This is a genomic window from Pandoraea anapnoica (assembly GCF_902459765.1).
Classification (GTDB): Bacteria; Pseudomonadota; Gammaproteobacteria; order Burkholderiales; family Burkholderiaceae; genus Pandoraea; species Pandoraea anapnoica.
The window spans coordinates 246878-268670 of record NZ_CABPSP010000007.1; the positions used below are offsets into that span (position 1 = coordinate 246878).

Here is a 21793-nt window from a genome sequence, read left to right on the forward strand (position 1 = left end):
TCTCCGGCCGGAAATCTTCAGTTCGTGGATGATTCGGTCGCGGCGGCGCGTGCGCTCGCAGCGGCCGCAGACGGTTTGCCCGACATGGCCGAGCGCCGGTAGAACCAGACGACCATCGCCTGGTAACTTGCGCCGAGCAGGCGGGCGAGCTTGTCGACGCGGCGCGCGTCGGCGCCCACGAGTACGCGCCGCGCATTGCGCTGGATCCCCGCGAGCATCTGGCGCGCGGCAGCGTCGGCGCTCGTCACATCGATCAGCTTGTTGGCGCGACGGCGATGCGTTTGCGCGTCGATGCCGGTGAACGCGGCAATACTTTCGTCGATGCGCGATGCCGTCACGATATTGGTGGCGACGCCCCCCGGATGCACGCATGTGCACGACACAGGGGAGCCCGCTAGTTCCAGTTCCATACGCAGCGCCTCGGTAAAACCGCGCACGGCGAACTTGCTTGCGTTATAGGCCGATTGCGTCGGCATGGCGATGATGCCGAAGAGACTCGATGTGTTGACGATGTGACCCTCTCCGGCGGCGGTGAGGTAGGGGAGGAACGCTTGTGTGCCGTGCACCACACCCCAGAAGTTGATGTTCATCAGCCACTCGATGTCTTCATGACGTGCGGTCGCGACCGGTACGGACAACGACACGCCCGCATTGTTGAAGACGAGGTTGATCTTGCCGTGTGCGGCGGCGGTGTCGTGTGCCCACGCAAAGACGGCGTCGCGATCGGCGACGTCGAGGCGTTGCGACGTCACGCGTGCGCCGAGCGCACGACAGGCGATGGCAGTGTGCGTGACGCTGGCTTCGTCGATATCGGATAACGCGAGATGCGCACCCCGGCGTGCCAGTTCAAGGGCGAGCGAGCGTCCCATACCCGATCCCGCACCCGTGATGGCCGCCACCTTGTCCGTGAACGTCTTCATCGTGCTGTCTCCCTGTCTCCCTGCCTCCCCTGGGGGAGGCTTGTCGCGCGTCGCCATTTATGGTTTTGAGTCGTCTCGCGGCGGCGCTCGCGTTGCCTATAATGAGGTCACGCAAATTTGGTGTTGAGTGTCACCACTTTAGTTTTCCGTTGAGGTGATGTCAAATAGCGAAATGGAACAAGGACTCGAATCGAAGGATGTCGCGCCAATGGCCCGGGAGGGCGGGCGGCGCTATGGCGGGGTGGCACAGGCGCAGCGGGAACAGGTCCGCCGCACCGCGCTGCTCGACGCCGCCACCGAGGTGTTCGGCACTGTCGGCTTTCGCCGCGCCACCGTGCGCTCGGTGTGCAGTCTGGCCAAGCTCAACGACCGGTACTTTTACGCGGCGTTCGACAACATGGAGCATCTGCTGCGAGCGACATACGCGCATCACGCGCAGACGCTGCTCGAACGGTTGCAGACGGCCATCGCTGACAGCGCACCGACGCTCGACGCGCGGCTCGACGCTGGCCTGAACACCTTCTTCGCGTTCCTGCGTCAACCACAGGCGGCCCGCGTGTTGCTGCTTGAAGTGATGGGCGTAAGCCCGGAGACGGATCTGACCTATCAGCGCTATATTTTCGAATTCGCGAAGCTGATCCTCGCCATGGCCGAGACGCCGCCGACCGATGACGACGCGCAGGCACAGGCCCGGATCGTCGGGCTGGCGCTGGTGGGCGCGATGACGAACGCGGGAACGGCGTGGGTCCTCATGGGCTATCAGGACACGCAGGCGTGCATGGTGGCGAGCTGCCGTCGCGTGCTGCGAGGTGCGCTGATGTGAGTTGCCTGACCTGGCTGACTTAGCGCGCGACGGTCCGCTGCGACCGGTGCGCGGGGGGGGCATCGATGCTGCGAGGTGCCGCAGCGACGGCATGGCTCGCTACAATACGGCTTTCGCGTACGACGGCTGTGAAGCGGCTAAGGGCTTGTCGTCCCCCGTCGTCCTCCCAAATTTCTCACTCTCCAAAGGTCGCAAATGACCACTATCGGAACCCCGCTGTCGCCGAGCGCGACGAAGGTCATGTTGTTGGGTGCTGGCGAACTCGGCCGTGAAGTGCTGATCGCCTTGCAGCGTCTCGGTGTCGAGACGATTGCCGTGGATCGCTACGAGAACGCCCCCGGCCAGCAGGTGGCGCATCATTCGCGCACCATCGCGATGACCGATCCCGAACAGCTCAAAGCAATGATCGAAGCCGAGAAGCCCGATCTCGTCGTCCCGGAAATCGAAGCCATCGCCACGCCGATGCTCGAAGCTCTGGAGGCGGACGGCGTGGTGCGCGTGATTCCGACGGCGCGCGCCGCGCGTCTGACGATGGATCGCGAGGGCATTCGTCGTCTGGCCGCCGAGACGTTGGGCCTGCCAACGAGCCCGTATCAGTTCTGCGATTCGCTGGAAGAACTGCAAGCGGCTATCGACGGCGGCATCGGCTATCCGTGCATCGTCAAGCCGGTGATGAGCAGCTCGGGTAAAGGGCAGAGCAAGATCGACAGCCCGGCTGAAGTGAAAGCCGCCTGGGATTACGCCATGGCAGGCGGACGCGTGAGTCACGGCCGCATCATCGTCGAAGGCTTTATCGACTTCGATTACGAGATCACGCTGCTGACCGTGCGTGCACGAGGCGCCGATGCGCAGGTTGAGACGCACTTCTGTGCACCGATCGGCCATAAGCAGGTGAGTGGCGATTACGTGGAGAGCTGGCAGCCGCATCCGATGTCGTCCGTCGCACTTGAACGCGCGCGTGTCATTGCACGTGAGGTGACGAACAACCTGGGCGGGCAGGGCATCTTCGGTGTCGAGCTGTTCGTGAAGGGCGACGACGTGTGGTTCAGCGAAGTGAGCCCGCGTCCGCACGACACGGGCATGGTGACCATGATCACGCAGTGGCAGAACGAGTTCGAACTGCATGCGCGGGCGATTCTCGGACTGCCGGTGAACACCACGTTGAAGACGCCGGGCGCGAGTGCCGTGATCTATGGCGGCGTAGACGCCAAGGGTATCGTGTTCGATGGCGTCGATCAGGCGTTGCAGGTGCCGCAGACGGACATTCGCCTGTTCGGCAAGCCGGAGAGCTTTGTGAAGCGTCGTATGGGCGTGGCGCTGGCGTACGACGAGAATCTGGACGTCGCGCGCAGCAATGCCGTGGAAGCGGCGAGTCGGGTGAAACCGCGCGCCGTCTAAGCATCCATCCGGTTGCATCCCGTAACGAAAAAACCCCGCCTTGGCGGGGTTTTCAGTTCGGGCAGTCGCTAGGGTCTAGCGTGCTGCCCGAGACGCGTCGATCGCGTTTGCGACCGCTCAGCGAATCACAGACCTTAGATGGCCTGGATGTTGCTGGCTTGCTTACCCTTCGGTCCCATCTTCACTTCGAAGCTGACCTTCTGGTTTTCTTGCAGCGACTTGAAGCCCTTCGATTGGATTTCCGAGAAGTGAGCGAAGAGATCGTCACCACCTTCGTCCGGCGTAATGAAACCAAAACCCTTGGCGTCGTTGAACCACTTGACGGTACCAGTTGCCATTTCTTAAATCCTTAAAGTTTTCAAATGAGCGAGCGAGATGCTCAGCGAGCGCATGACATTAAAGCTGATCAGGTACAACCGAGTTGACGCAGAGGGCGACATTAGATGACACAAGACTCGCCATACAACGTTCATGCACCCGTTTTTTTACGGGAAAGGTGGGAAGGTGTCAAGCAGGGAAACTGTGGGATTGTTGATCCACGCCAGTTTCCAGCCGATTTTCGCTGCGTTGCGACATGCAATCGGTCATGCCGGACGGCCGGACGTCGTCCTAATCGCTGTTCTTTCCTATCGTTCCGGGATCCACGCTCAGTCACCTCGCTTTGTCGTAATCCAGATTCCGAATCATTGGGTTGCGCGTCAACGCGTTTTGCATTGTCGGTGGGTGACGGCTTCCCGTTTGCCGGGAAGTTGGGATGGTGAAGTGAGAAGTGAGCGATGTTTGCTTGCGTTTCACTGAACGTCTTAAGCATTCGATAAATACCCCGTCCGAGAGGGCGCATGTGGCGTGGGCACAACGGGGGAGTGACTTCGCCACGTGTCACCGGATCGTCACCGTGCTATGCGTGCGGCGCTACCTCCCGATAAGTGGCGATCAGACAGGTGTCGAACGCAAAGCGGTCGGCCGACCGCCCGGAAATCCCATGTCGGTCGGTTGAGGGTTTTGTGCGTCGCGACACGGTTGTCGTAGAAAGTAGGTATTTTCCCTAGTCAGACAGAAACCGCACGCCATTGCTCGCTTTCGAGACGTCAAAATAGATTCTCATTACCCTCAGTTTTGGTAAATGCCTGCCGTTAACGGCCTCATGGTCGCCTTACGACGGCGTTGCAACACGCGCATTTGCGAGGCCATCATCGTGGGGCAAACACGCTAGGCGGCCGCGCAGTGCCGCGTGTCTTTCGAGACCTTACGTGGCAACCAATCAGGCACCGACGCTCGACTCTTTGCAATCGCTGCTGGCGACCGTCCAGCGCAACGAGCGCTCGCTAAAACGTTTTCAGGACATCGAGCTGGCACTCATGGGCGCGCCGGACTTCGGTCAATTCCTGGAGGTGGTGCTCAATCGTCTGCGTCACGACTTCGACCTGTCGGGTGTGCGTCTGATGCTCGCTGAGGTCGACGATACCCTTCGCGATCTGATCGACACGGCCGAAGGCATCCGCGCCCTCGACGGCGGTCTGTGCATCGCGCAGGACGCCGGGACGTTTTCCGCCGTCTGCGGCAACGGTCAGCTCTGGATCGGCGCACCGCGGGAGCGACACGCGGCGCTGTTCGGTGCGCGTGCGCCGGCGAGTGCCGTCGTCATGCCGCTGGCGCGTAACGGACGCTACATCGGTGTGATCGCACTGGGCAGTCGCGACGCACGCCGCTTCGCCCCCGACATGGCCACCGACTTTCTCGAACGGTTCGGCGCAGTCGTCGCCGTGTGTCTCGAGAACATGTGGAACCGCGAGCGCCTCAAGCGTATCGGTCTGACGGACCCGCTCACGGGCTTGTCCAACCGTCGCTACTTCGATCAGCGTCTTCGAGAGGAAGTCATTCGGGGCGCGCGCTATGGTGCACCGCTCGCGTGCCTGCTCATCGACATCGACCATTTCAAGCGTGTCAACGACAGTCACGGTCATGCGACCGGCGATCGCGCGCTACGTGCCGCAAGTGTCTGCATGCGTGCGCAATTGCGGGTGACGGATACTCTCGCGCGATACGGCGGGGAAGAGTTCGCCGCACTCCTGGTGCAGACCGAGCAGAACTGGGCGGGGACGGTGGCCGAGCGGGTGCGCCGTGCGGTGGCGCGGCTGGAGGTGCCCGACGACGACGGGATTCTCGTGCCGCTCACCATTTCCATTGGATTGGCCAGCGTCGATCCGCGTGACATCGCCGATCCGGAGTCGCTGCCCATGCGCCTGCTGGGCGCTGCCGACGCCGCGCTCTACGCCGCGAAGCGCTCGGGACGCGACCGCGTGGTCGTCGCCCCGACGGCGAGCCTGCGTTAACCGACCGAACCTTACATCGATCCGATCCGGGTCGTGTCGGGCTGTTATCGAACGCTGAACCAGCCGATCAGCAACGACACCGTCACCACTGACAGAACTGTCGAAATCAGGATGGCGCGCGAAGCGACGGCCGCCTCGCGTCCGTACAACTGCGCCAGCATGAACGGCCCGGTGCCGATGGGCAGTGCCGACAGCAGCAACGCACTGTGCGCCCAGATCGTTGGCAGATCGAACACGCGAAACGCCAGAAACGCGGTAATGGCGGGCTGAAAAATCAGCTTGAGTCCGACGAGGCGTCCCACGGCGCGCGCGATCCGCGGCTCTTTCGCCACCCCCGAACTTTGCGCGAGGAACATGCCGATGGCGACCAGTGCGCAAGGGCTGGCCGCACCGCCGAGCAACGTCGTGAAGTGAAGTGCGGGGGCGGGTAGCGTGATGCCGAACGCCGCGAATGCCATACCGGCGAACGGCGAGACGACCAGCGGATTGCGAATGAGCGCACGCGCAACGAAACCCGCGGTGCGACGCCAGTTCGGCGTGGCTTGCAGATCCGTTTCGATGATCCCGATGGAAATGGCGAAGAGCACCGTCGCCGTGAGCAGCATGGCGACAACGACTGCTGGGACGCTCGCTGGACCGAACGCTACGAGGCACAGCGGCAGCCCCATGAAGCCTGCGTTCGGGTACGCCGCGCCCATGCCCTCAATGCTCGCGTCGGTCAGGCGTCCGCGTACCGTCCGGTCGAGCAGAAACGACAGCGCGAAGGTCGCGGCCATCCCGCCCCCGAACGCGCCCAGAAAACCGGGATTGACGAGCTCGGCCCACGTGATCTGCGCCATCGACTGAAACAGGACGGCGGGCAATGCAAGATAGACGACGAAGCGATTGAGCGCATCGAGCGCGGCATCGCCGAGCCAGGCCCGGCGGGCGCAGAGATACCCCAGGAAGATCAGCCCGAAGACGGGCAGGGCGGCGGAGATAACGGCTTGCATGGGTTGCTTCGTCAGTCCATCAGTTCGATTGCGCGAGACGGATCAGCCATTCGCGACGCGCATTGCCACCGTCGGCTTCCGTGTGTTCGCGGGCGGCGGTTTCGGCACCGTTGGCATCGCCAGCCGCAATGCGCGCGACGATTTCCCCATGCTCATGCCACACGACTTCTTGCATCGGCATCGCGCCCAGAGTTGCGGCCATCGCGCGCATGATATGCGGCCACTGCGGGGCCACCGTCTGTGCAATCAGCGGGTTGCCTGAGGCGTCGTGCAAAGCCGTGTGGAAGGCGACTTCGATGCGGACCTGTCGTGCCACCGGCGTTCCCTTGGTCATGGCCATGCCAGCGGCGACGGCGTCTTCCAGACGGCGCATCGCATCGTCCGGCAATGTGCCTTCGGCGCGACGCATGGCGGCCAGTCGCGCGGCCAGGCTATCGAGCGCCGTGCGCACTTGATAGAGCTGACGCAGATGGTCCGCATCGATCGGGGCCACTTCGAGCCCCTGACGTCCACTGTCGCACACCAGTCCGTCGCGCTTGAGCAACTGCAATGCATGGCTCACAGGTTGACGCGATACGCCCAGCGAGTCGGCCAGTTCGGCTTGCCGGATGCGCTCACCGGGCGGGAGCGTGAGGTCGGCGATGGCGTCGCGCAGCCGCGAGTACACCTGATCGATGAGCACCGGCGAGCTGACGAGCGGCGCGAGCGGGGCCATTGGGGACGGCATCGCGTCAGTCGTCGGAGAGACGTTACGGTCGACGTCAACGGCCTCGTTGGCGGACGAGGCGGAGGATGAAGCGGGCTGTGGCATGGCATTCCGGCGTTGGCCGGTATCCGTGATATCTGGAATTCCGAATTCTACGCTCGATGGAGGCTGTCGACGCGATTTATTTCCGTGGACGCCGGTTTAGGGGAGGTCGTTGAGTAGGGCGGGGATGGGAAGGAGAGACGGAAAGTGGCGCGGCGGCGAGACGGCGGCCCGCTGCCGCACTCCAGAATTACTCGCTCGGATCAAGTTCCGGCGGCGAGACGGAGGCGGCGCGCGCCGGCGTCTGAAGCAGCGTCTGCATGGTGATGCGGGTGCGCTGGAGACGCCGGGCCAGTGCCCAGGCTTCGGCTTCGGTCTCGAACAGGCCAACGATCAGATGCGGTTCGGCGGCGAAGCCATCTGAAAACAGGCCGATGTTCTTGGCGATCATTTCACTCGCCCGCTCGACCGAGACAGTGTACTGACGCGGTGAGCGGTACTGGTTGACGACAACGGCGAAGGCGCGGGAGAACGCGTCGGACATTCGGAAACCTCCTCTGTCTGTGTGGCGCGACACCTCGGCGTTGCACGTCGGAGGCACGCACATGGCGTTGCACTTCCGGTGATTGTAGGCGATGGGGCGGCGAGTGTCGGAGCAAAACGATGACGGTGCAAACACTGAGGAAACAGACCGTCGGTTCGCTTGGACATTCCCATAAAAAAAGCCGCCGAGCGGGTCGGCGGCGCAACAGAGAGGGTGACAGCGCAACCGAAGTTGCCGTAATTCAGATTAAATCGTGGCGATGACAATGCCATGACCGACGCACGTACGTTATCGGTCGATGGCGCGCGAGCGCCGACAGCGCGCGCGTTTCACATCGCGAACCGCAGACGGCCTGCGAAGGGGCATCGAGGAGCGAGGTTTGGGAAATCCTGGAGGAAAAGCTATCCGCCGCGCGCATCGCGCGTTCTTCACCCAACCTCGTTCGATAGTGACTGAAGCGTGTGCCGGCTACACGAGCACAGGCAACGCCTCCACCACAAGGAACGCAACGAGCGCCCCAACCACCGCACCGACGGCACGCAGACCGTAACGGGTCGAGCGCGTGGCCACGGGGATCCCGCCAATGAGTAGCGCACCGGCCACTGCCATCGGCAGGAACAAGGTCAGGTCGTAGAGATTGAAGTGGATTGCAGGCATCTTTCTTATCTCCTCTCCTATGTGCTTTTCCACTATAGGACGGTCTTCGGCGATGCCCAAATTTGGTGCGACGCAGCATGTTGCTGCGCTTACTCAGTCTTCCTGACGAACGGCGTGCATCTTGCGACGTGCGTTCCACATCGCCATGTCTTTGCGGGTGCGGATGCGTTCGCTGACGTTGATGCCCGTAGGCTGCGAGCGCGATGAGGAGGCGGCAACCTCGTTGGCTTCGCTGCGCGCCTGTACCATCATGACGAGCGTAAACAACGAGGCGGCAAGCGCCAGCAGGATCAGTTTCATATGGCCCCCGGTCAATCTCTGGTGAATCTGGTCTGTCTTTTGTTTGTCGTACGTCGTTGCCATCGTCCTGACCGGCTCGCCTCAAAGGGGAGCCGTGCCGGCGATCATGCCGCGACGCTTCTGTCATGCACTGCTGAGGGACTTCGGTGCCGCAACTGCCTGATGGGGCGGGGGGCTCGGGATGTCTCACATCAACGGCATCATAGTCTGCCAATGTGACAACTTTCCCGGACTTCCCAGACTCAGGGCGTGCAGCGGCGCAGCACGCCTTGAAACGTATAGCGACACACGCAGCGAAAAGTTTAGAAATCGTGAGACTTTTTTGTCGACACGGGCCAACGGCGCCTCAGTGACATGCCGATGCGCCTGCGGCCCGTGCCAAACCCGTCATGCGAAGGGAAGGTACGGCTTAAGGTTGCCTGGAAATGCCGTCGTTCAGGCGGCCTCGTGCCACATTCTCGGGCAACGCCATGGCCGCGAGCGACGCCAGTGCGGCCCCCGCCTGCGCCAACTCATGCATGACGTCGGGCGACGTGCCGAGTGAAACCGCAAGGCCCGTGAGGCCCGCCCACGTCGACGGTTCCAGCAGCCGGGACAAGAGAAAGCGCATGGTCAGTCCTCCGTCGACGAATCGTCCAGCGACGTCTTCCCGCTGAAGTAGAACGGCGTCATGTCGATATGCGAGGTCGTCGCTTTCTGCCCAAGCCCTTCACGTGCCGCATTCGCCAGCACACCGTTGTCCTGGTCGATGGTCCAGGTGAACAGGCCACCAAGCCCGTTGCGCCTGACGTAGTCTCCCTTGGCACGCACGGTGCGTGGCGTGTCGAGCGACATGAACATGCCCGTCGACGGCTGGTACAGGAAGTCGGCATCGGCCACCGTATCGGTGTACAGAATGAAGCCGTTGCGCGCTGCGCCGTGCTCCAGATCGAGGTAATTGCGCAGCACGTCGTAATACTCCGTTGTCCCTGATTCGAATGTGCCGGTGGTGATGTCGTCGCCCGCGGAGTAGGTCCCGGAGAGGGCTGCGACCTGCGCAATCTGCGCCTGAAGTGCGTTGCGCGAGTACGCCGCATAACCGATGTGCACTTTGGCGAGGGGAACGCCTGCCTGACGCAGCCAGTTGACTGCGCGATCGATCGAGAAGCCGTCGGGCGCCACCGGATCCGTGTCGTGAAGATTCGTGTGATGGGCGAGCGTGGGGGCCCACGGTGTGCCGAAGAAGTCGTACGTCATCAGATTCAGGCGTGACACGCCCGCAGCGATCAGCCCCGGCAGATTGGCCTTCTGCATGTCGGCCACGTTGGCCGATGCCGCAATCGAGATTTCGACATCCTTGCGACCGGCGGCCATTAGCGCCTGCTTCAGATCGCTCACGAGCGCTGCGTAGTTCGGTCCGTCCGAGTCGTCGTAGACGTTGCCGTCATCACCCGGCGAGCCGGGATACTCCCAGTCGATGTTGACCTCGGTAAACATCGGGAAGCGGCGCAGCAGATCGACGACACTCGCGCAGAACGTCTTGCGTCGCGCGCTGCTGCCCGCCAGCCCGTGAAAGGCCTGACTCATCGTCCAGCCGCCGATGGCGATGGCGAGTTTCAGTGCCGGGTTCTTCGCGTGTAGCAGGCGCAAACCGCCGAGTACACCCTGTGCCCGCGACTGCTGGAACATCGGCATCACGTCGTTGCTCACCCAGCCGGGAAAGCCGCAATTGCGATAGGAAAGCACGTCCCCCCAACTGTCGACGAAAGTGGCCTGATCCGGTTTGCGCACGAAATCGGTGGCCGCACGGGCGATGGTCTGCGCCTTCTCGCCCTGATCGCCCACGATGCCCGCGAATCCGATGATCAGCCGGTCATAAGCAAATGGATCGAGCAGCATCAGATCGACGCCACGTCCGGCTGCGTCGTTGCTGAAGTCGCCGTCGAGGCGTCCATCGTATTGCGACCAGTCGGTGTAATAGCCGGAGACTTCGAGGGCGTTCTTCGCGTAACGGTTGTAGACGCGCTTGGCGACACGCGCCGACGTGTACGACAGTTGCGTCGTGCTCGTCGCCGGATCGAATCCGTTCTGCGCATAGGTGGTTGCCGTCGCGCCATCGAACGGATCTGTGGGGTAGACGAGTTCGCTGGCGGCGTCGGTGGCGGACGCAGCGGAAGCGGGAGACGAATTGCGCGGTGCAGTCATGATGTGGCTCCTGAGAGTGAATGGACAGGTGCCGTTGTCGGGGCGATGAAGCATGCGGCTCGCGGCGACATCGGCGAGACCAGCGTCGCGTTCGCTCAGCGGCTTCGCCAGCGCAAATGACGTGTCAGCGTGCGCAGGGCGCGTGGGAGCGTCGTCGGTAGCCAGTTCCTAAGGCGGTCGGGCCTGCCTGTCGACGCGCGGGGTGCGCAGGGTGCGGGTGACGTCGAAGAAGTATCCGGTGCTTCGGTCGAGGGCGCAGTGTCAGCCTCGACGCAAGGCTCGAAGCGATAACCGATGCGTGGCACCGTCACGATATGGCGATGCAACCCGAGTGGAATCAGCTTGCGGCGCAGGCGCGAGACCACCTGCATCAGATTGGTGTCGTCCTGATCGGGACGCGTCGGCCACAGCATCGCGATCAGCGTACGTTTGTCATGCGCGACGTTGGCGGGCGAGCGCAATGCACACAGCAGGCGGTACTCGATCTGCGGAATCCGGACGATCACGCCGTGTCGCCGCACCTCGCCGTGCCCGTCGCATGCGACACCGTGCGAGAGCGGCGGTGTGCACGATGCTGATGTCGTGGCATCGACGACGGTCACACCGTCATCACTGCGGTCTGCGGGCACCGGCGAGGTTTCGCGCGCAGTGTCATCCACCGAATTCGTATCCGAAACAGTCACTGCCACTGACGAAGGGGCGTCGAAGCGATAGCCGAAGCGCGCCACCGTCACAATGGCGCGTTGCAAGCCGAGCGGGGCGAGCGAGCGTCGCAGGCGGGAGACGAGTTGCACGAGCGCGGCGTCTTCCATCCACTGCGCGCGTTTGCCCCACAGGGCCGACATCAGCGCATGCTTGTCGAGCGCGGTGCCTGCACGGGCGGCGAGCAGGACCAACAAACGCTTTTCCTGCTCCGACAGGCGCGCGGCGATGCCGTCGCGTTGTACAAGATTGGTGACGTCGTCCAGATCGAACGGTGACATCGGCATGGGGTGCTCCTGGTATCGAATACGGGAGGCTCACCGTAGCGACGGGCGCTCACCTGTCACAAGACGACAAGCGCGACATAGCCACCGTCGTTAGGTACATTGATCGGCGAGATGTGCTCGTCGAGTGCCTAGCCAATGTCACGCGTCACATCGCGAGGTAAGATAGCTGTCATATTTCCTGGATTTCGCCATGCTCGAACTCATTTCCGAACACCGCTGCTTTGGTGGCGTGCAGCGCTTCTATCGCCACACTTCGTCCGTGATCGGTCTGCCGATGCGTTTTTCGGTGTTTGTGCCGCCGCAAGCGCGTGACGGACGCGCCGTGCCCGCGCTCTTCTATCTCGCGGGCCTCACGTGTACGGAAGAAACGTTCATGATCAAGGGCGGCGCGCAGTGGCTGGCCGCAGAACACGGGGTGGCCCTCATCACCCCTGACACCAGTCCGCGAGGTGCAGGCGTGCCCGGCGAGACCGACGCGTGGGATTTTGGCGTCGGCGCTGGCTTCTATCTCGACGCTACGCAAGACCCATGGTCGAAGCACTACCGGATGTACAGCTATATCGTCGACGAACTGTACGGCCTCGTCACGCAGTCGCTACCTATCGACGCCGAACGTATCGGCATCTTCGGTCACTCGATGGGTGGTCATGGCGCGCTGACGCTGGCGCTTCGCAACCCCGGCAAGTTCCGTTCAGTGTCGGCGTTCGCACCGATCGCCGCGCCGATGCATTGCCCGTGGGGCGAAAAAGCGTTCACCGGCTATCTGGGGATGGACCGTGAGACGTGGCGTCAGTACGATGCCAGCGAACTGATCTTGAAGGCGGGAACGGCGGTGTTTCCGGGCGGCATTCTGATCGATCAGGGCCTGAACGATCAATTCCTTGAAGCGCAGTTGCATCCGGACATCTTCGAGCGCGCCTGCCAGAAGGCGGGGCAGCCGTTGAATCTGCGCCGTCACAACGGCTACGATCACGGCTACTACTTCATCCAGACGTTCATGGCAGATCATCTGTCGCATCACGCCGAGCATCTGCGCGCGTACTGATCCGCCGTCTTCCTATCAATCGTACTGCGACGTCACACCGCCCGCGCTTCGTAATGGCGCGGCGGCGTGACGATCTCGTCCTGCGCGCGCACGATCTCCAGTTCGTATCGTCCCGCGAGGTGCGTGACGGACAGCACCGCATCGACGGCCGCGAGCGTATGTTCGAACGCCGCCCGCACCGTATCGCCCTTGAGCAAGCGCGCGAGAAATACACCTGACGTCAGATCGCCGACACCGACCGGGTGACGAGAGAAAGGGTAGAGCGGGCGCGAACCGTGCCACGCTTCGTCGCGCGTCACCACCAGCATGTCGAAGCGATCCGCAGACTTGCCGGTGTACTCCAAATGCTTGACGAGCACCATCTTCGGTCCGCGCGCGAGCAGGGCGCGACAGGCGGCGACGGCGTCGTCGAACGAATCGATGGGATGTTGCGAGAGCTTTTCGAGTTCGAGATGGTTGGGCGTCATGATGTCCGCGATCTCGGGCATATGCTCGACCAGATACTGCTCGATGCCCGGCTTGACCTGACAGCCTTTCTCCGGATGGCCCATTACCGGGTCGCAAAGATAAATCGCGGCCGGATTGGCCTGCTTGACGCGTTGCACGGCTGCGCGCACGAAGCCCGCCTGTTCCGGCGCGCCGAGATAGCCTGAGAGCACGGCGTCGCAGTTACCCAGTTCGCCGATGTCCGCGATGCCGTCGACGAGTCGCAGGATCTCGTCGCTCGGCAATGCCTGTCCCGTCCACTTGCCGTATTGCGTGTGGTTCGAGAACTGCACAGTGTTGATCGGCCAGACGTTCACGCCGAGACGTCGCATAGGAAACTCCGCGGCGCTGTTGCCTGCGTGGCCGAACACGACGTGGGACTGGATGCTGAGGACGTTTTTCATGTTGGGGGGACGGAAAGCGGGGGGGGCGCTCGAAGCGTAGCGCACAGAGTACGACAACAATACCCGGAAACTACGCAGAATGGACAACGCCCGCAAGCGGCACGTCCCGAGTCAGGAAAACCGGGGACGTGGGCATTGCGGGCGAGGTTTAAACGTTGGCAAGTGTTGCGCAGTCGAGTCCGCAACTAGCGGTGGATGCGCGGCGCGAGGCCATCACACCTGCCGTCGGCGCGGCGGTCGACGCTTGGCGTCGAACTGATTACTTCTTCGACGTCATGACGGCCTCGGCGACGTTCTTCGGGGCTTCGGCGTAGTGCTTGAACTCCATCGTGTACGTGGCGCGTCCTTGTGTGAGCGAGCGCAGCGACGTCGAGTAGCCGAACATCTCGGAGAGCGGCACTTCCGCGCGCACGATCTTTCCGCCGCCCACGATGTCGTCCATGCCTTGCATGATGCCGCGACGCCCGGAGAGGTCGCCCATCACGTTGCCCATGAACTCCTCGGGGGTCTCGACTTCCACCGCCATCATCGGTTCGAGCAGCACCGGCTCGGCGCGGCGCATGGCTTCCTTGAAAGCCATCGAACCGGCCATGCGGAACGCGTTTTCGTTCGAGTCGACGTCGTGGTACGAGCCGAACGTCAGCGTGACCTTCACGTTCACGACCGGATAGCCAGCGACGACACCGTTGTTGAGCGTTTCGCGAATACCCTTGTCCACCGCCGGGATGTACTCGCGCGGCACCACGCCACCCTTGATGGCGTCGACGAATTCGTACGGATGTTCCTTATCCGGTTCGAGCGTGATGACCACGTCGCCGTACTGGCCACGTCCGCCCGACTGCTTGACGAACTTACCCTGCACGTCCTCGACTTTCTTGCGGACGGTTTCGCGATACGCGACCTGCGGTTTACCGACGGTCGCCTCCACGCCGAACTCGCGGCGCATGCGGTCGACCAGAATTTCCAGGTGCAGCTCGCCCATGCCGGAGATGATTGTCTGGCCCGATTCTTCGTCGGTCTGTACGCGGAACGACGGATCTTCCTGCGCCAGACGATTGAGCGCGAGGCCCATCTTCTCCTGGTCGGCCTTGGTCTTCGGCTCGACCGCCTGCGAGATCACCGGCTCCGGAAACTCCATCTTTTCCAGAATGATGATGTGGTTCGGATCGCACAGCGTATCGCCGGTCGTCGCTTCCTTCAGGCCCACGGCGGCGGCGATGTCGCCCGCACGCACTTCCTTGAGTTCCTGACGCGTGTTCGCATGCATCTGCAAGATGCGGCCCAGACGTTCCTTCTTGCCCTTGAGCGGGTTAAGCACGGTGCCGCCCGACTCGATGACGCCGGAATACACGCGGAAGAAGATCAACTGACCGACGAACGGGTCCGTCATGATCTTGAAGGCGAGTGCCGAGAACGGCTCGTCGTCCGACGGATGCCGTTCGATCTCCTTGTCGTTCTCGTCGTGACCGGCGATGGCGGGCACGTCGACCGGCGAGGGCAGGTACTCGATCACGGCGTCGAGCATGGCCTGCACGCCCTTGTTCTTGAAGGCCGTGCCGCACAGCATGGGCACGATCTCACCGGCGACCGTGCGCTTGCGCAGCCCGGCCTTGATCTCGTCCTCGGTCAGCGTGTCGCCGCCCAGATACTTTTCGAGCAACGTCTCATCGGCTTCGGCGGCAGCCTCGATCATCTTCTCGTGCCACTCTTGCGCGAGATCCTTGAGGTCGTCGGGAATATCGATGTACTCGAACTTCACACCTTTCGATTCTTCGTCCCAGACGATGCCTTTCATCTTCACGAGATCGACGACGCCCTGGAAATGATCTTCGGCGCCGATGGGGATCTGCAGCGGCACGGCATTGCCACGCAGACGTTCGTGAATCTGCTTGTGCACGCGAAAGAAGTCGGCGCCCACGCGGTCCATCTTGTTGACGAACGCGATGCGCGGCACCTTGTACTTGTTGGCCTGACGCCAGACGGTTTCCGACTGTGGCTGCACGCCGCCGACCGAGTCGTAGACCATGCAGGCACCATCGAGCACACGCATCGAGCGCTCGACTTCAATGGTGAAGTCGACGTGTCCCGGTGTGTCGATGATGTTGATGCGGTGTTCGGGAAAGTTGCCGGCCATGCCGCGCCAGAAGCAGGTCGTCGCGGCGGACGTGATCGTGATGCCGCGCTCTTGTTCCTGCTCCATCCAGTCCATCGTGGCAGCGCCTTCGTGGACTTCGCCCAGCTTGTGATTGACGCCCGTGTAGAACAGGATCCGCTCGGTCGTCGTTGTCTTGCCAGCGTCGATGTGAGCGCTGATGCCGATATTCCGGTAGCGCTCGATGGGGGTCTTTCGGGCCACAGTGCACCTCTTTTCAGACGGTGAGGAAAAGGAACGGGAGCAGCCATCATACTCCAATGTCCCGATACCTCGCTGACGCTCACTTCGTCCGCAAGTCCAGCGCAGACGGGGCTTTGCGGCGAGGGCGCGGCCATGCGTCGCACGGTGCACGAGCGCAAAAAAAGCAAAGCCCCGGCGCGCAGGCCGGGGCTTTGGCGTTGTTGGCCAGGTTGACGTCTAGGCGACCGCTAATGCGGCAAGGCTTGCCGCAGAGAGCACGACATCAGGCCACCTGGCGTTCACGCGAAAATGCCAGCACGGCACCGCGCGGGCCATTGGACGCGATGCCAGCACCGTCGTCGTAACCGACGTTTGCCGTGTCGCCACCCGGCAGACGAAAGACCGCCACGGCCTCACGCAGATTGCGCGCCTGATCTTCGAGCGAGCCAGCGGCCGCCGTCGCTTCTTCGACCAGTGCGGCATTTTGCTGCGTGACCTGATCCATCTGCATCACGGCCGTGTTGACCTGCTCGATACCGCCCGACTGTTCGCTCGATGCAGCCGAGATTTCGCCCATGATGTCCGTCACGCGCTGCACAGCCTGCACGATTTCCGTCATCGTGCGGCCTGCATCGCGCACTTGCGACGAGCCATCCTCGACTTTGCCCACGGATGTCTCGATGAGCGACTTGATCTCCTTGGCCGCCGCAGCGCTGCGTTGGGCGAGGGTGCGCACTTCACCTGCGACGACGGCGAAACCGCGTCCCTGTTCACCGGCGCGCGCTGCTTCGACGGCCGCATTCAGCGCGAGGATGTTGGTCTGGAAAGCGATGCCGTCGATCACACCGATGATGTCGTTGATCTTCGTCGAGCTGGCCGCGATTTCTTGCATCGAGCTTACGGCACGTTCGACCACGCGGCCGCCTTCACTCGCGATCTCCGAAGCGTTCGCCGCGAGTTGGCTCGCCTGACGCGCATTGTCGGCGTTCTGTTTGACGGTGGCCGTCAACTGCTCCATGGACGACGCCGTTTCTTCGAGCGACGCGGCCTGCTCCTCCGTGCGCGACGAAAGGTCGGTGTTACCCGCCAGCAGTTCGCCCGAGGCCGAGGCGATGGCGGCGGTGCCGCTGCGCACACGTCGCACGATCTGATCGAGGCTTTCGTTCATGTGCTTGAGGGCCGCCATCAGTTGACCGGTTTCGTCGCGGCTGGTGACTTCGATGCGGCTCGTCAGATCGCCTTGCGCGACGCGCTCGGCCACTTCGACGGCGCGTGCGATCGGACGCGTGATGCTGCGCGTGACCGAGTACGCTGCGCCGATGCCGACGACTGCGGCGACCGCGCCGAGCGCAACCAGCAGCCATTTGGCGAAGGCGATGTCGGCAGCCGTGGTGGCACCCGTTTCGTCCACGATCTTCTGTTGCAATGTGACGAGATCGGCGGCTTCGGTCTGCATGGCGTCGAGCGCGGGCAGCGCTTCGCGTTCAACGAGACCGATGGCGTCTGCGCGCTGGTCGGCATTCAGGTCGGCGATGACCTTGTTGCGCGACGCCTGGAATGCATCATTGTGCTTACGCAGACTCGTGATCAATTCCTTGCCGCGCCCCGACGTCACATATTTGTCGAGTACCTCCTGCGCCGCAGCAATGCGGCCTAGATTGGCGTCGATGCGTTCGTTGAAGGTTTTACGTTGCGCAGGATCCTGCGCGGTGGCGACTTCGAGCATGCGCCGGGCGTTGCCGCGCACCATGGCGTCGATACTGTGCGCGGCGTCGGCTTTCGCCCACGCGCGGGTGAGCAACTCTTCGTTGGAGCGTTCGATGGCGATGAAGCGCACCAGCGCAATGACCAGCATGGTCAGCAGCAGCAACAGCAGGGTGCCGAAGCCAATGGCCAGCCGGGTTCGGATCTTGAGGTCGGCGATTCGCATAGGGAGAGACTCCTTGTAGTGATTGGATGCCAGGACAACACGGGTGACGTGTAACTGTCGGCGTTTTCGAGGAGTGGTCGCCGGTCGGCTGCGTAAAAGCATCGGTACCCGGATCAGGCGCGACGCGACGCAGCTCACGCGCCGGGAGCGACACGTGTGACATGTCCGGCGACGCGTGACGGGGGGATTCGATGAAGCCAGTCCGTCTGATTTCGTATACGACCGGAAATATGCGAACTGAAGGCTACTTTTAGCGCGAAGGGGTAAACGACGAGTTGAGCAAAAAATCGGGACGTGCGGCGCGCGACGCACGCGATGTTGTCGAACGCAACGATTCAGGCGGCTTGATGCGATGTGGCCGCCGAATTCGTGCGCTTCGGCTCAACTGCGTGCGAGTTAGAGCAATCAGACAAAACGTACGGCATAGATCGGCGGTAAGTGTGCCGACAGCGATTGCCATTGTTCGCCCGCGTTGTCGCTGATCCATAGCGCGCCGGTGGTCGAACCCATCGCGAGCGTGCGGCCGGTGGCGTCGATATCGAGTCCGTGCCGGTAAATGAGATCGTAGGAGGGTGTCTCGGGCAAACCGTGCGAGAGCGCGGTGAACGACTCGCCGCCATCGCGCGTACGTGTGACGACGAGACGTGCGTCGACGGGAATGCGGCACGCGTCGCGTTGCGCGGGGGCAAACCACGCGACATCGGGGTCATGGGGATCGACCACTACCGCGAAGCCGAAACTCGACGGTGCGGCCTGAATGCGTCGCCAGGTCGCGCCGTAGTCGAGTGTGCGGAAAATGCCGTTGTGATGCTGGGCCCACAACGCGTTGGGGGCGTCGCGACACTGCACGAGGCGGTGAACGTCCTGTGCGTTCGGATCGAGACGTCGCTCGGGTGGCATGTAGTCGGCTTCCATGCCCGAGGCGGCGAGCGCCCATGTCTGACCATCGTCGCGCGTGCGCCAGACACCGCCGGTCGACACGGCGACCATCACCTGTCGGCTGTCGTGCGGATCGATGCAGATCGAATGGATGCCCGCGTGATCGTAGCCGCCGCCCATCCATTCGGCACGTTCCGGTCGATCCCACAAACTCTCGATCAGTTGCCAGCTTTGCCCGTGATCGCCGGAGCGAAACAGGCCGCCGGGAATGGTGCCCGCCCACAGCACGCCGGGCGCGTCGGAGCCTGCCGCTTCGAGGGACCAGAGAAGCGCCACCGAGGGCGCTTGTGCCGCTGATGCGGCGGACTCGGGCGCTTGCGCGAACGCGGGCGGTGCAAGTTCCGACCACGTGCTTGCGTCACGCGCGCGGCGCCACAGCTTCACGCCGAAGTGACCGAGGTTGAGCGCCGCGTAGTCGCTGCCGTCGCGGGCGTCGTGCAACACCATGCTGACCGGCTCGCCAGGAAAGTCCGGGGTGCTCGACGTCAATCGCCATTCAACGCCGTCGCGCTGCCATGTGAACAAACCCTTTCGTGTAGCGACCAGAAGGGTCGCGCCAATGACATGTTCCATGTTGTCTCTCCTCATCCGCCCGAAAGCGCCTGCGCGACGTAGACGCTGCTCGCGCCGGTCAGTGCATCGCCCAGGGTGCGACGATCGCGAATCAGCCGACCGTCCACAAAGACGGCGACGTGCGGGCGCAAACGTCCCTGATCGTTGAACAGATAACCGCGCAGCGCCGGGGTTTGCGCCACGCATTGCGCAAGCGCGTCGTGCACGTTCGCGCCGTCGACGTGTTGCTCGTCGACGGGCACGTGACGTTGGATAGCGGGCGCAAAAGTGACGGTCGCCATGTCGGGCTTGTGGGTGTTTTGTGAGCTGTCGCTCGCTTGTGCGTTGTCTTGCTGCCGATAAGCGCTCGAAAGGTCTGCGTGTGAGGCTGTCCATCGTCGGCAGTGAGACTTTCAGTGTAGACAATGAGGATCATCCGCGGCGGCAGCGTCCCGGATTCGTGGTTGGAGTGTTGCGTGTGCGCCGCGCTATGTATGCCAGGAAATAACGCATGCTGCGGACGAGCGCGATATGCGGGGCGCGATTTGGTGTCCTTTGCATGACGGTCGACGAGTTTCGATGCGCGTGAAGCGTGATCGTAGGGTGCGGCCTCGCATATCGGACACTCCCCAACCCCATTCACCCCGTTATGTTTCACCATTATCGGAGTGCCCGCGAGCGCGGTGCCCTAACCGAAACCAGGAGGAAACAATGGCGAGAACGAAAGGAAAGGACATCGGGATAGGACGTTGGTCGGATAACGCGGCCAGGCGTCAATGGCGTTTGCACAAGGACGGCGAGCCATCGGCCAAGGAAGACCCGACGGTGCGGCGTCCGCCCGAACTGGCGAAGTGCGAGGGGCATTTCGTCTGGAGCGTGCGACAAGCGGCCTTCATAGGTCGCGACGACGATGCGCGTGACACGCGTGAACCGCGCGATTCGCGGGGCCTGCTCAAAGGCGGCGTGCGTCACTATGCGCCCTGTACGGCGCACGCGAAGCGCTTCGGCAGCGTGGCGCAAGCGAGGGCGGCGGGAGATACGCTGGTGGGCGACGTCCTGATCATGTACGGCTACGCCGCCAACGGCCCGCTATACATCGTAGGGCGATGACGGTGTAGCCGATTCGGCGCTCGGACTGAGGCAGATTGATTTGGCGGGCTGCTTCGGCGGGTTGCTTTGGATTACTTGCCGAGTTCGTGACCGATCACGCCGCCGACGACGGCGCCGCCGATGGTCCCGGCGGTGCTGCCGCCGGTGGCTTCGTGACCGATGACGCCGCCTGCCGCTGCGCCACCCAGCGTGCACCCGATGATGGACGAACCCATCGCAAGCGCGGTGATGACAACGAGAATCGACTTGGCCATTTTCATGATGCGTCTCCTGTAGCAATTGCCGGGCGCGCATCGCGCGGCAGCATGACCTCAGCTTAGTGCGCGGGTGTTTTGCGTACTATCGGCAGCGACTGAATTGGCTGTAGGAATTGGACGACATGGGGTTGGGCCTCGTCTTTCCTGTTGCGGACGGTTAGGCTGGGCGCTTCACTTGACAAGGGATTCGGGCTACCGGCCCATGAGCCACCCGACGATCGACGCCCGATGGCCAGACCCTATGCGAGTGACTTGATGCAGAACATAGCCAGGAAAAACCACGACGCTCCCTCTTGCTCGAAACGCCGGATCCTTTAGCTCGGCATTGCTCGCATCCCGGAGCATGAAGTCTCCTCCTTCGTAACGTCCTCCGTCAGAGAGCATGATGACCACCGTTAGCACTCTGTGCAGTGGCGTGGGAGGATCGTGTGGTTGATCGGCGCTCGGGGCGCTGTCGCGATGCCAGTTGAAGAAGTCGCCTGCTTTGTAAGTGCTGAATTGCGTGCCCTGCATCTCGGCGATGTCGTACTGCCAGAGATCACGGTTGGCGAGGCATCCGTAATGAAGGCAGATCCGGGAAATCCAGTGTGCCTTGTCGAAGAATCCGACTTTCGATTTTCTGACCTTGTCGTTGTACACGGGACCTGCGGCAGCGGATTCGACTGCGGCATCCGATAAGGCGATCGCTGTGGGGAGGTGATCGTTTTGACACTGCCAGAGAACGGTGGGAGATCAGCCGGAAACCCCCGCTGGGTGCGGCTTCTGGCAGTTTTGTAGTGCCAAAGCGGCACCAAATGATTTTGCGAGAAACTGCCGCAAAATGAGTACTTTTTGCGGGGTTTTTGAC

22 protein-coding genes are annotated in these 21793 nt (G+C 62.6%); 5 read left to right on the forward strand and 17 right to left on the reverse strand.

Going from position 1 to position 21793, the window contains the following annotated elements:
• Nucleotides 1-17: 17 nt before the first annotated feature.
• Nucleotides 18-920: an SDR family NAD(P)-dependent oxidoreductase gene (locus PAN31117_RS13755; RefSeq protein WP_150738658.1), complete on the reverse strand. Its 903-nt coding sequence runs from the start codon at nt 918-920 to the stop codon at nt 18-20.
• Between the two features lie 172 nt (nt 921-1092).
• Between PAN31117_RS13755 and PAN31117_RS13760 the strand changes: the two genes are divergently transcribed.
• A complete protein-coding gene (locus tag PAN31117_RS13760) occupies nt 1093-1743 on the forward strand; it encodes a TetR/AcrR family transcriptional regulator (RefSeq protein ID WP_246189070.1) in 651 nt (216 codons plus the stop codon).
• Nucleotides 1744-1938: 195 nt separating this feature from the next.
• Complete coding sequence (gene purT, locus PAN31117_RS13765; protein WP_150738660.1) at nt 1939-3141, forward strand: formate-dependent phosphoribosylglycinamide formyltransferase; 1203 nt, start codon at nt 1939-1941, stop codon at nt 3139-3141.
• Nucleotides 3142-3275: 134 nt separating this feature from the next.
• On the opposite strand, the gene PAN31117_RS13770 is transcribed toward purT, so the two are convergent.
• Nucleotides 3276-3479: a cold-shock protein gene (locus PAN31117_RS13770; protein WP_150738661.1), complete on the reverse strand. Its 204-nt coding sequence runs from the start codon at nt 3477-3479 to the stop codon at nt 3276-3278.
• Nucleotides 3480-4391: 912 nt separating this feature from the next.
• Between PAN31117_RS13770 and PAN31117_RS13775 the strand changes: the two genes are divergently transcribed.
• On the forward strand, nt 4392-5474 hold the full coding sequence (locus tag PAN31117_RS13775; RefSeq protein WP_246189071.1) for a GGDEF domain-containing protein: 1083 nt from the start codon (nt 4392-4394) through the stop codon (nt 5472-5474).
• Nucleotides 5475-5518: 44 nt separating this feature from the next.
• Here PAN31117_RS13775 and PAN31117_RS13780 read toward each other — a convergent pair whose 3' ends face one another.
• From PAN31117_RS13780 to PAN31117_RS13815, 8 genes are all read right to left on the reverse strand, one after another.
• Entirely contained in the window at nt 5519-6466 is a 948-nt protein-coding gene (locus PAN31117_RS13780; RefSeq protein ID WP_150738662.1) for an AEC family transporter, read from the reverse strand.
• 19 nt (nt 6467-6485) lie between these two features.
• A complete protein-coding gene (locus PAN31117_RS13785) occupies nt 6486-7277 on the reverse strand; it encodes a GntR family transcriptional regulator (protein ID WP_246189072.1) in 792 nt (263 codons plus the stop codon).
• Between the two features lie 187 nt (nt 7278-7464).
• On the reverse strand, nt 7465-7758 hold the full coding sequence (locus PAN31117_RS13790) for a hypothetical protein (RefSeq protein ID WP_150738663.1): 294 nt from the start codon (nt 7756-7758) through the stop codon (nt 7465-7467).
• A 468-nt stretch (nt 7759-8226) separates the two neighbouring features.
• A complete protein-coding gene (locus tag PAN31117_RS13795; protein WP_150738664.1) occupies nt 8227-8415 on the reverse strand; it encodes a hypothetical protein in 189 nt (62 codons plus the stop codon).
• 93 nt (nt 8416-8508) lie between these two features.
• Nucleotides 8509-8778, reverse strand: a complete 270-nt coding sequence (locus tag PAN31117_RS13800; protein WP_150738665.1) for a hypothetical protein — start codon at nt 8776-8778, stop codon at nt 8509-8511.
• A gap of 346 nt (nt 8779-9124) precedes the next feature.
• Nucleotides 9125-9325, reverse strand: a complete 201-nt coding sequence (locus tag PAN31117_RS13805; protein ID WP_150738666.1) for a hypothetical protein — start codon at nt 9323-9325, stop codon at nt 9125-9127.
• A 2-nt stretch (nt 9326-9327) separates the two neighbouring features.
• The gene (locus PAN31117_RS13810; RefSeq protein WP_150738667.1) at nt 9328-10899 is read right to left on the reverse strand and encodes a glycoside hydrolase family 18 protein; all 1572 of its coding nucleotides are present in this window, start codon (nt 10897-10899) and stop codon (nt 9328-9330) included.
• A 95-nt stretch (nt 10900-10994) separates the two neighbouring features.
• Nucleotides 10995-11888 (reverse strand): winged helix-turn-helix domain-containing protein, encoded by an 894-nt coding sequence (locus PAN31117_RS13815; protein ID WP_150738668.1) that lies wholly within the window; start codon nt 11886-11888, stop codon nt 10995-10997.
• Nucleotides 11889-12078: 190 nt separating this feature from the next.
• Between PAN31117_RS13815 and fghA the strand changes: the two genes are divergently transcribed.
• The gene (fghA, locus tag PAN31117_RS13820) at nt 12079-12933 is read left to right on the forward strand and encodes an S-formylglutathione hydrolase (protein WP_150738669.1); all 855 of its coding nucleotides are present in this window, start codon (nt 12079-12081) and stop codon (nt 12931-12933) included.
• Nucleotides 12934-12965: 32 nt separating this feature from the next.
• Here the strand turns inward: fghA and pdxY are convergent, their stop codons facing one another.
• The 5 genes from pdxY to PAN31117_RS13845 form a co-directional block, all read right to left on the reverse strand.
• On the reverse strand, nt 12966-13823 hold the full coding sequence (gene pdxY, locus PAN31117_RS13825) for a pyridoxal kinase PdxY (RefSeq protein ID WP_150738670.1): 858 nt from the start codon (nt 13821-13823) through the stop codon (nt 12966-12968).
• Nucleotides 13824-14082: 259 nt separating this feature from the next.
• Nucleotides 14083-16179, reverse strand: a complete 2097-nt coding sequence (gene fusA / locus PAN31117_RS13830; RefSeq protein ID WP_150738671.1) for an elongation factor G — start codon at nt 16177-16179, stop codon at nt 14083-14085.
• A gap of 262 nt (nt 16180-16441) precedes the next feature.
• Nucleotides 16442-18088, reverse strand: coding sequence for a methyl-accepting chemotaxis protein (locus tag PAN31117_RS13835; protein ID WP_150738672.1), 1647 nt, complete (start codon nt 18086-18088; stop codon nt 16442-16444).
• 405 nt (nt 18089-18493) lie between these two features.
• Nucleotides 18494-19600: a VPS10 domain-containing protein gene (locus PAN31117_RS13840; protein ID WP_370855756.1), complete on the reverse strand. Its 1107-nt coding sequence runs from the start codon at nt 19598-19600 to the stop codon at nt 18494-18496.
• Nucleotides 19601-19611: 11 nt separating this feature from the next.
• Nucleotides 19612-19881, reverse strand: coding sequence for a MoaD/ThiS family protein (locus tag PAN31117_RS13845; RefSeq protein WP_150738673.1), 270 nt, complete (start codon nt 19879-19881; stop codon nt 19612-19614).
• A 409-nt stretch (nt 19882-20290) separates the two neighbouring features.
• Between PAN31117_RS13845 and PAN31117_RS13850 the strand changes: the two genes are divergently transcribed.
• Complete coding sequence (locus PAN31117_RS13850) at nt 20291-20689, forward strand: hypothetical protein (protein WP_150738674.1); 399 nt, start codon at nt 20291-20293, stop codon at nt 20687-20689.
• 71 nt (nt 20690-20760) lie between these two features.
• On the opposite strand, the gene PAN31117_RS13855 is transcribed toward PAN31117_RS13850, so the two are convergent.
• Both PAN31117_RS13855 and PAN31117_RS13860 read right to left on the reverse strand, forming a co-directional pair.
• Complete coding sequence (locus tag PAN31117_RS13855; RefSeq protein WP_044455446.1) at nt 20761-20949, reverse strand: glycine zipper 2TM domain-containing protein; 189 nt, start codon at nt 20947-20949, stop codon at nt 20761-20763.
• Between the two features lie 189 nt (nt 20950-21138).
• A complete protein-coding gene (locus PAN31117_RS13860; protein ID WP_150738675.1) occupies nt 21139-21585 on the reverse strand; it encodes a 2OG-Fe(II) oxygenase in 447 nt (148 codons plus the stop codon).
• Between the last annotated feature and the right edge of the window lie 208 nt (nt 21586-21793).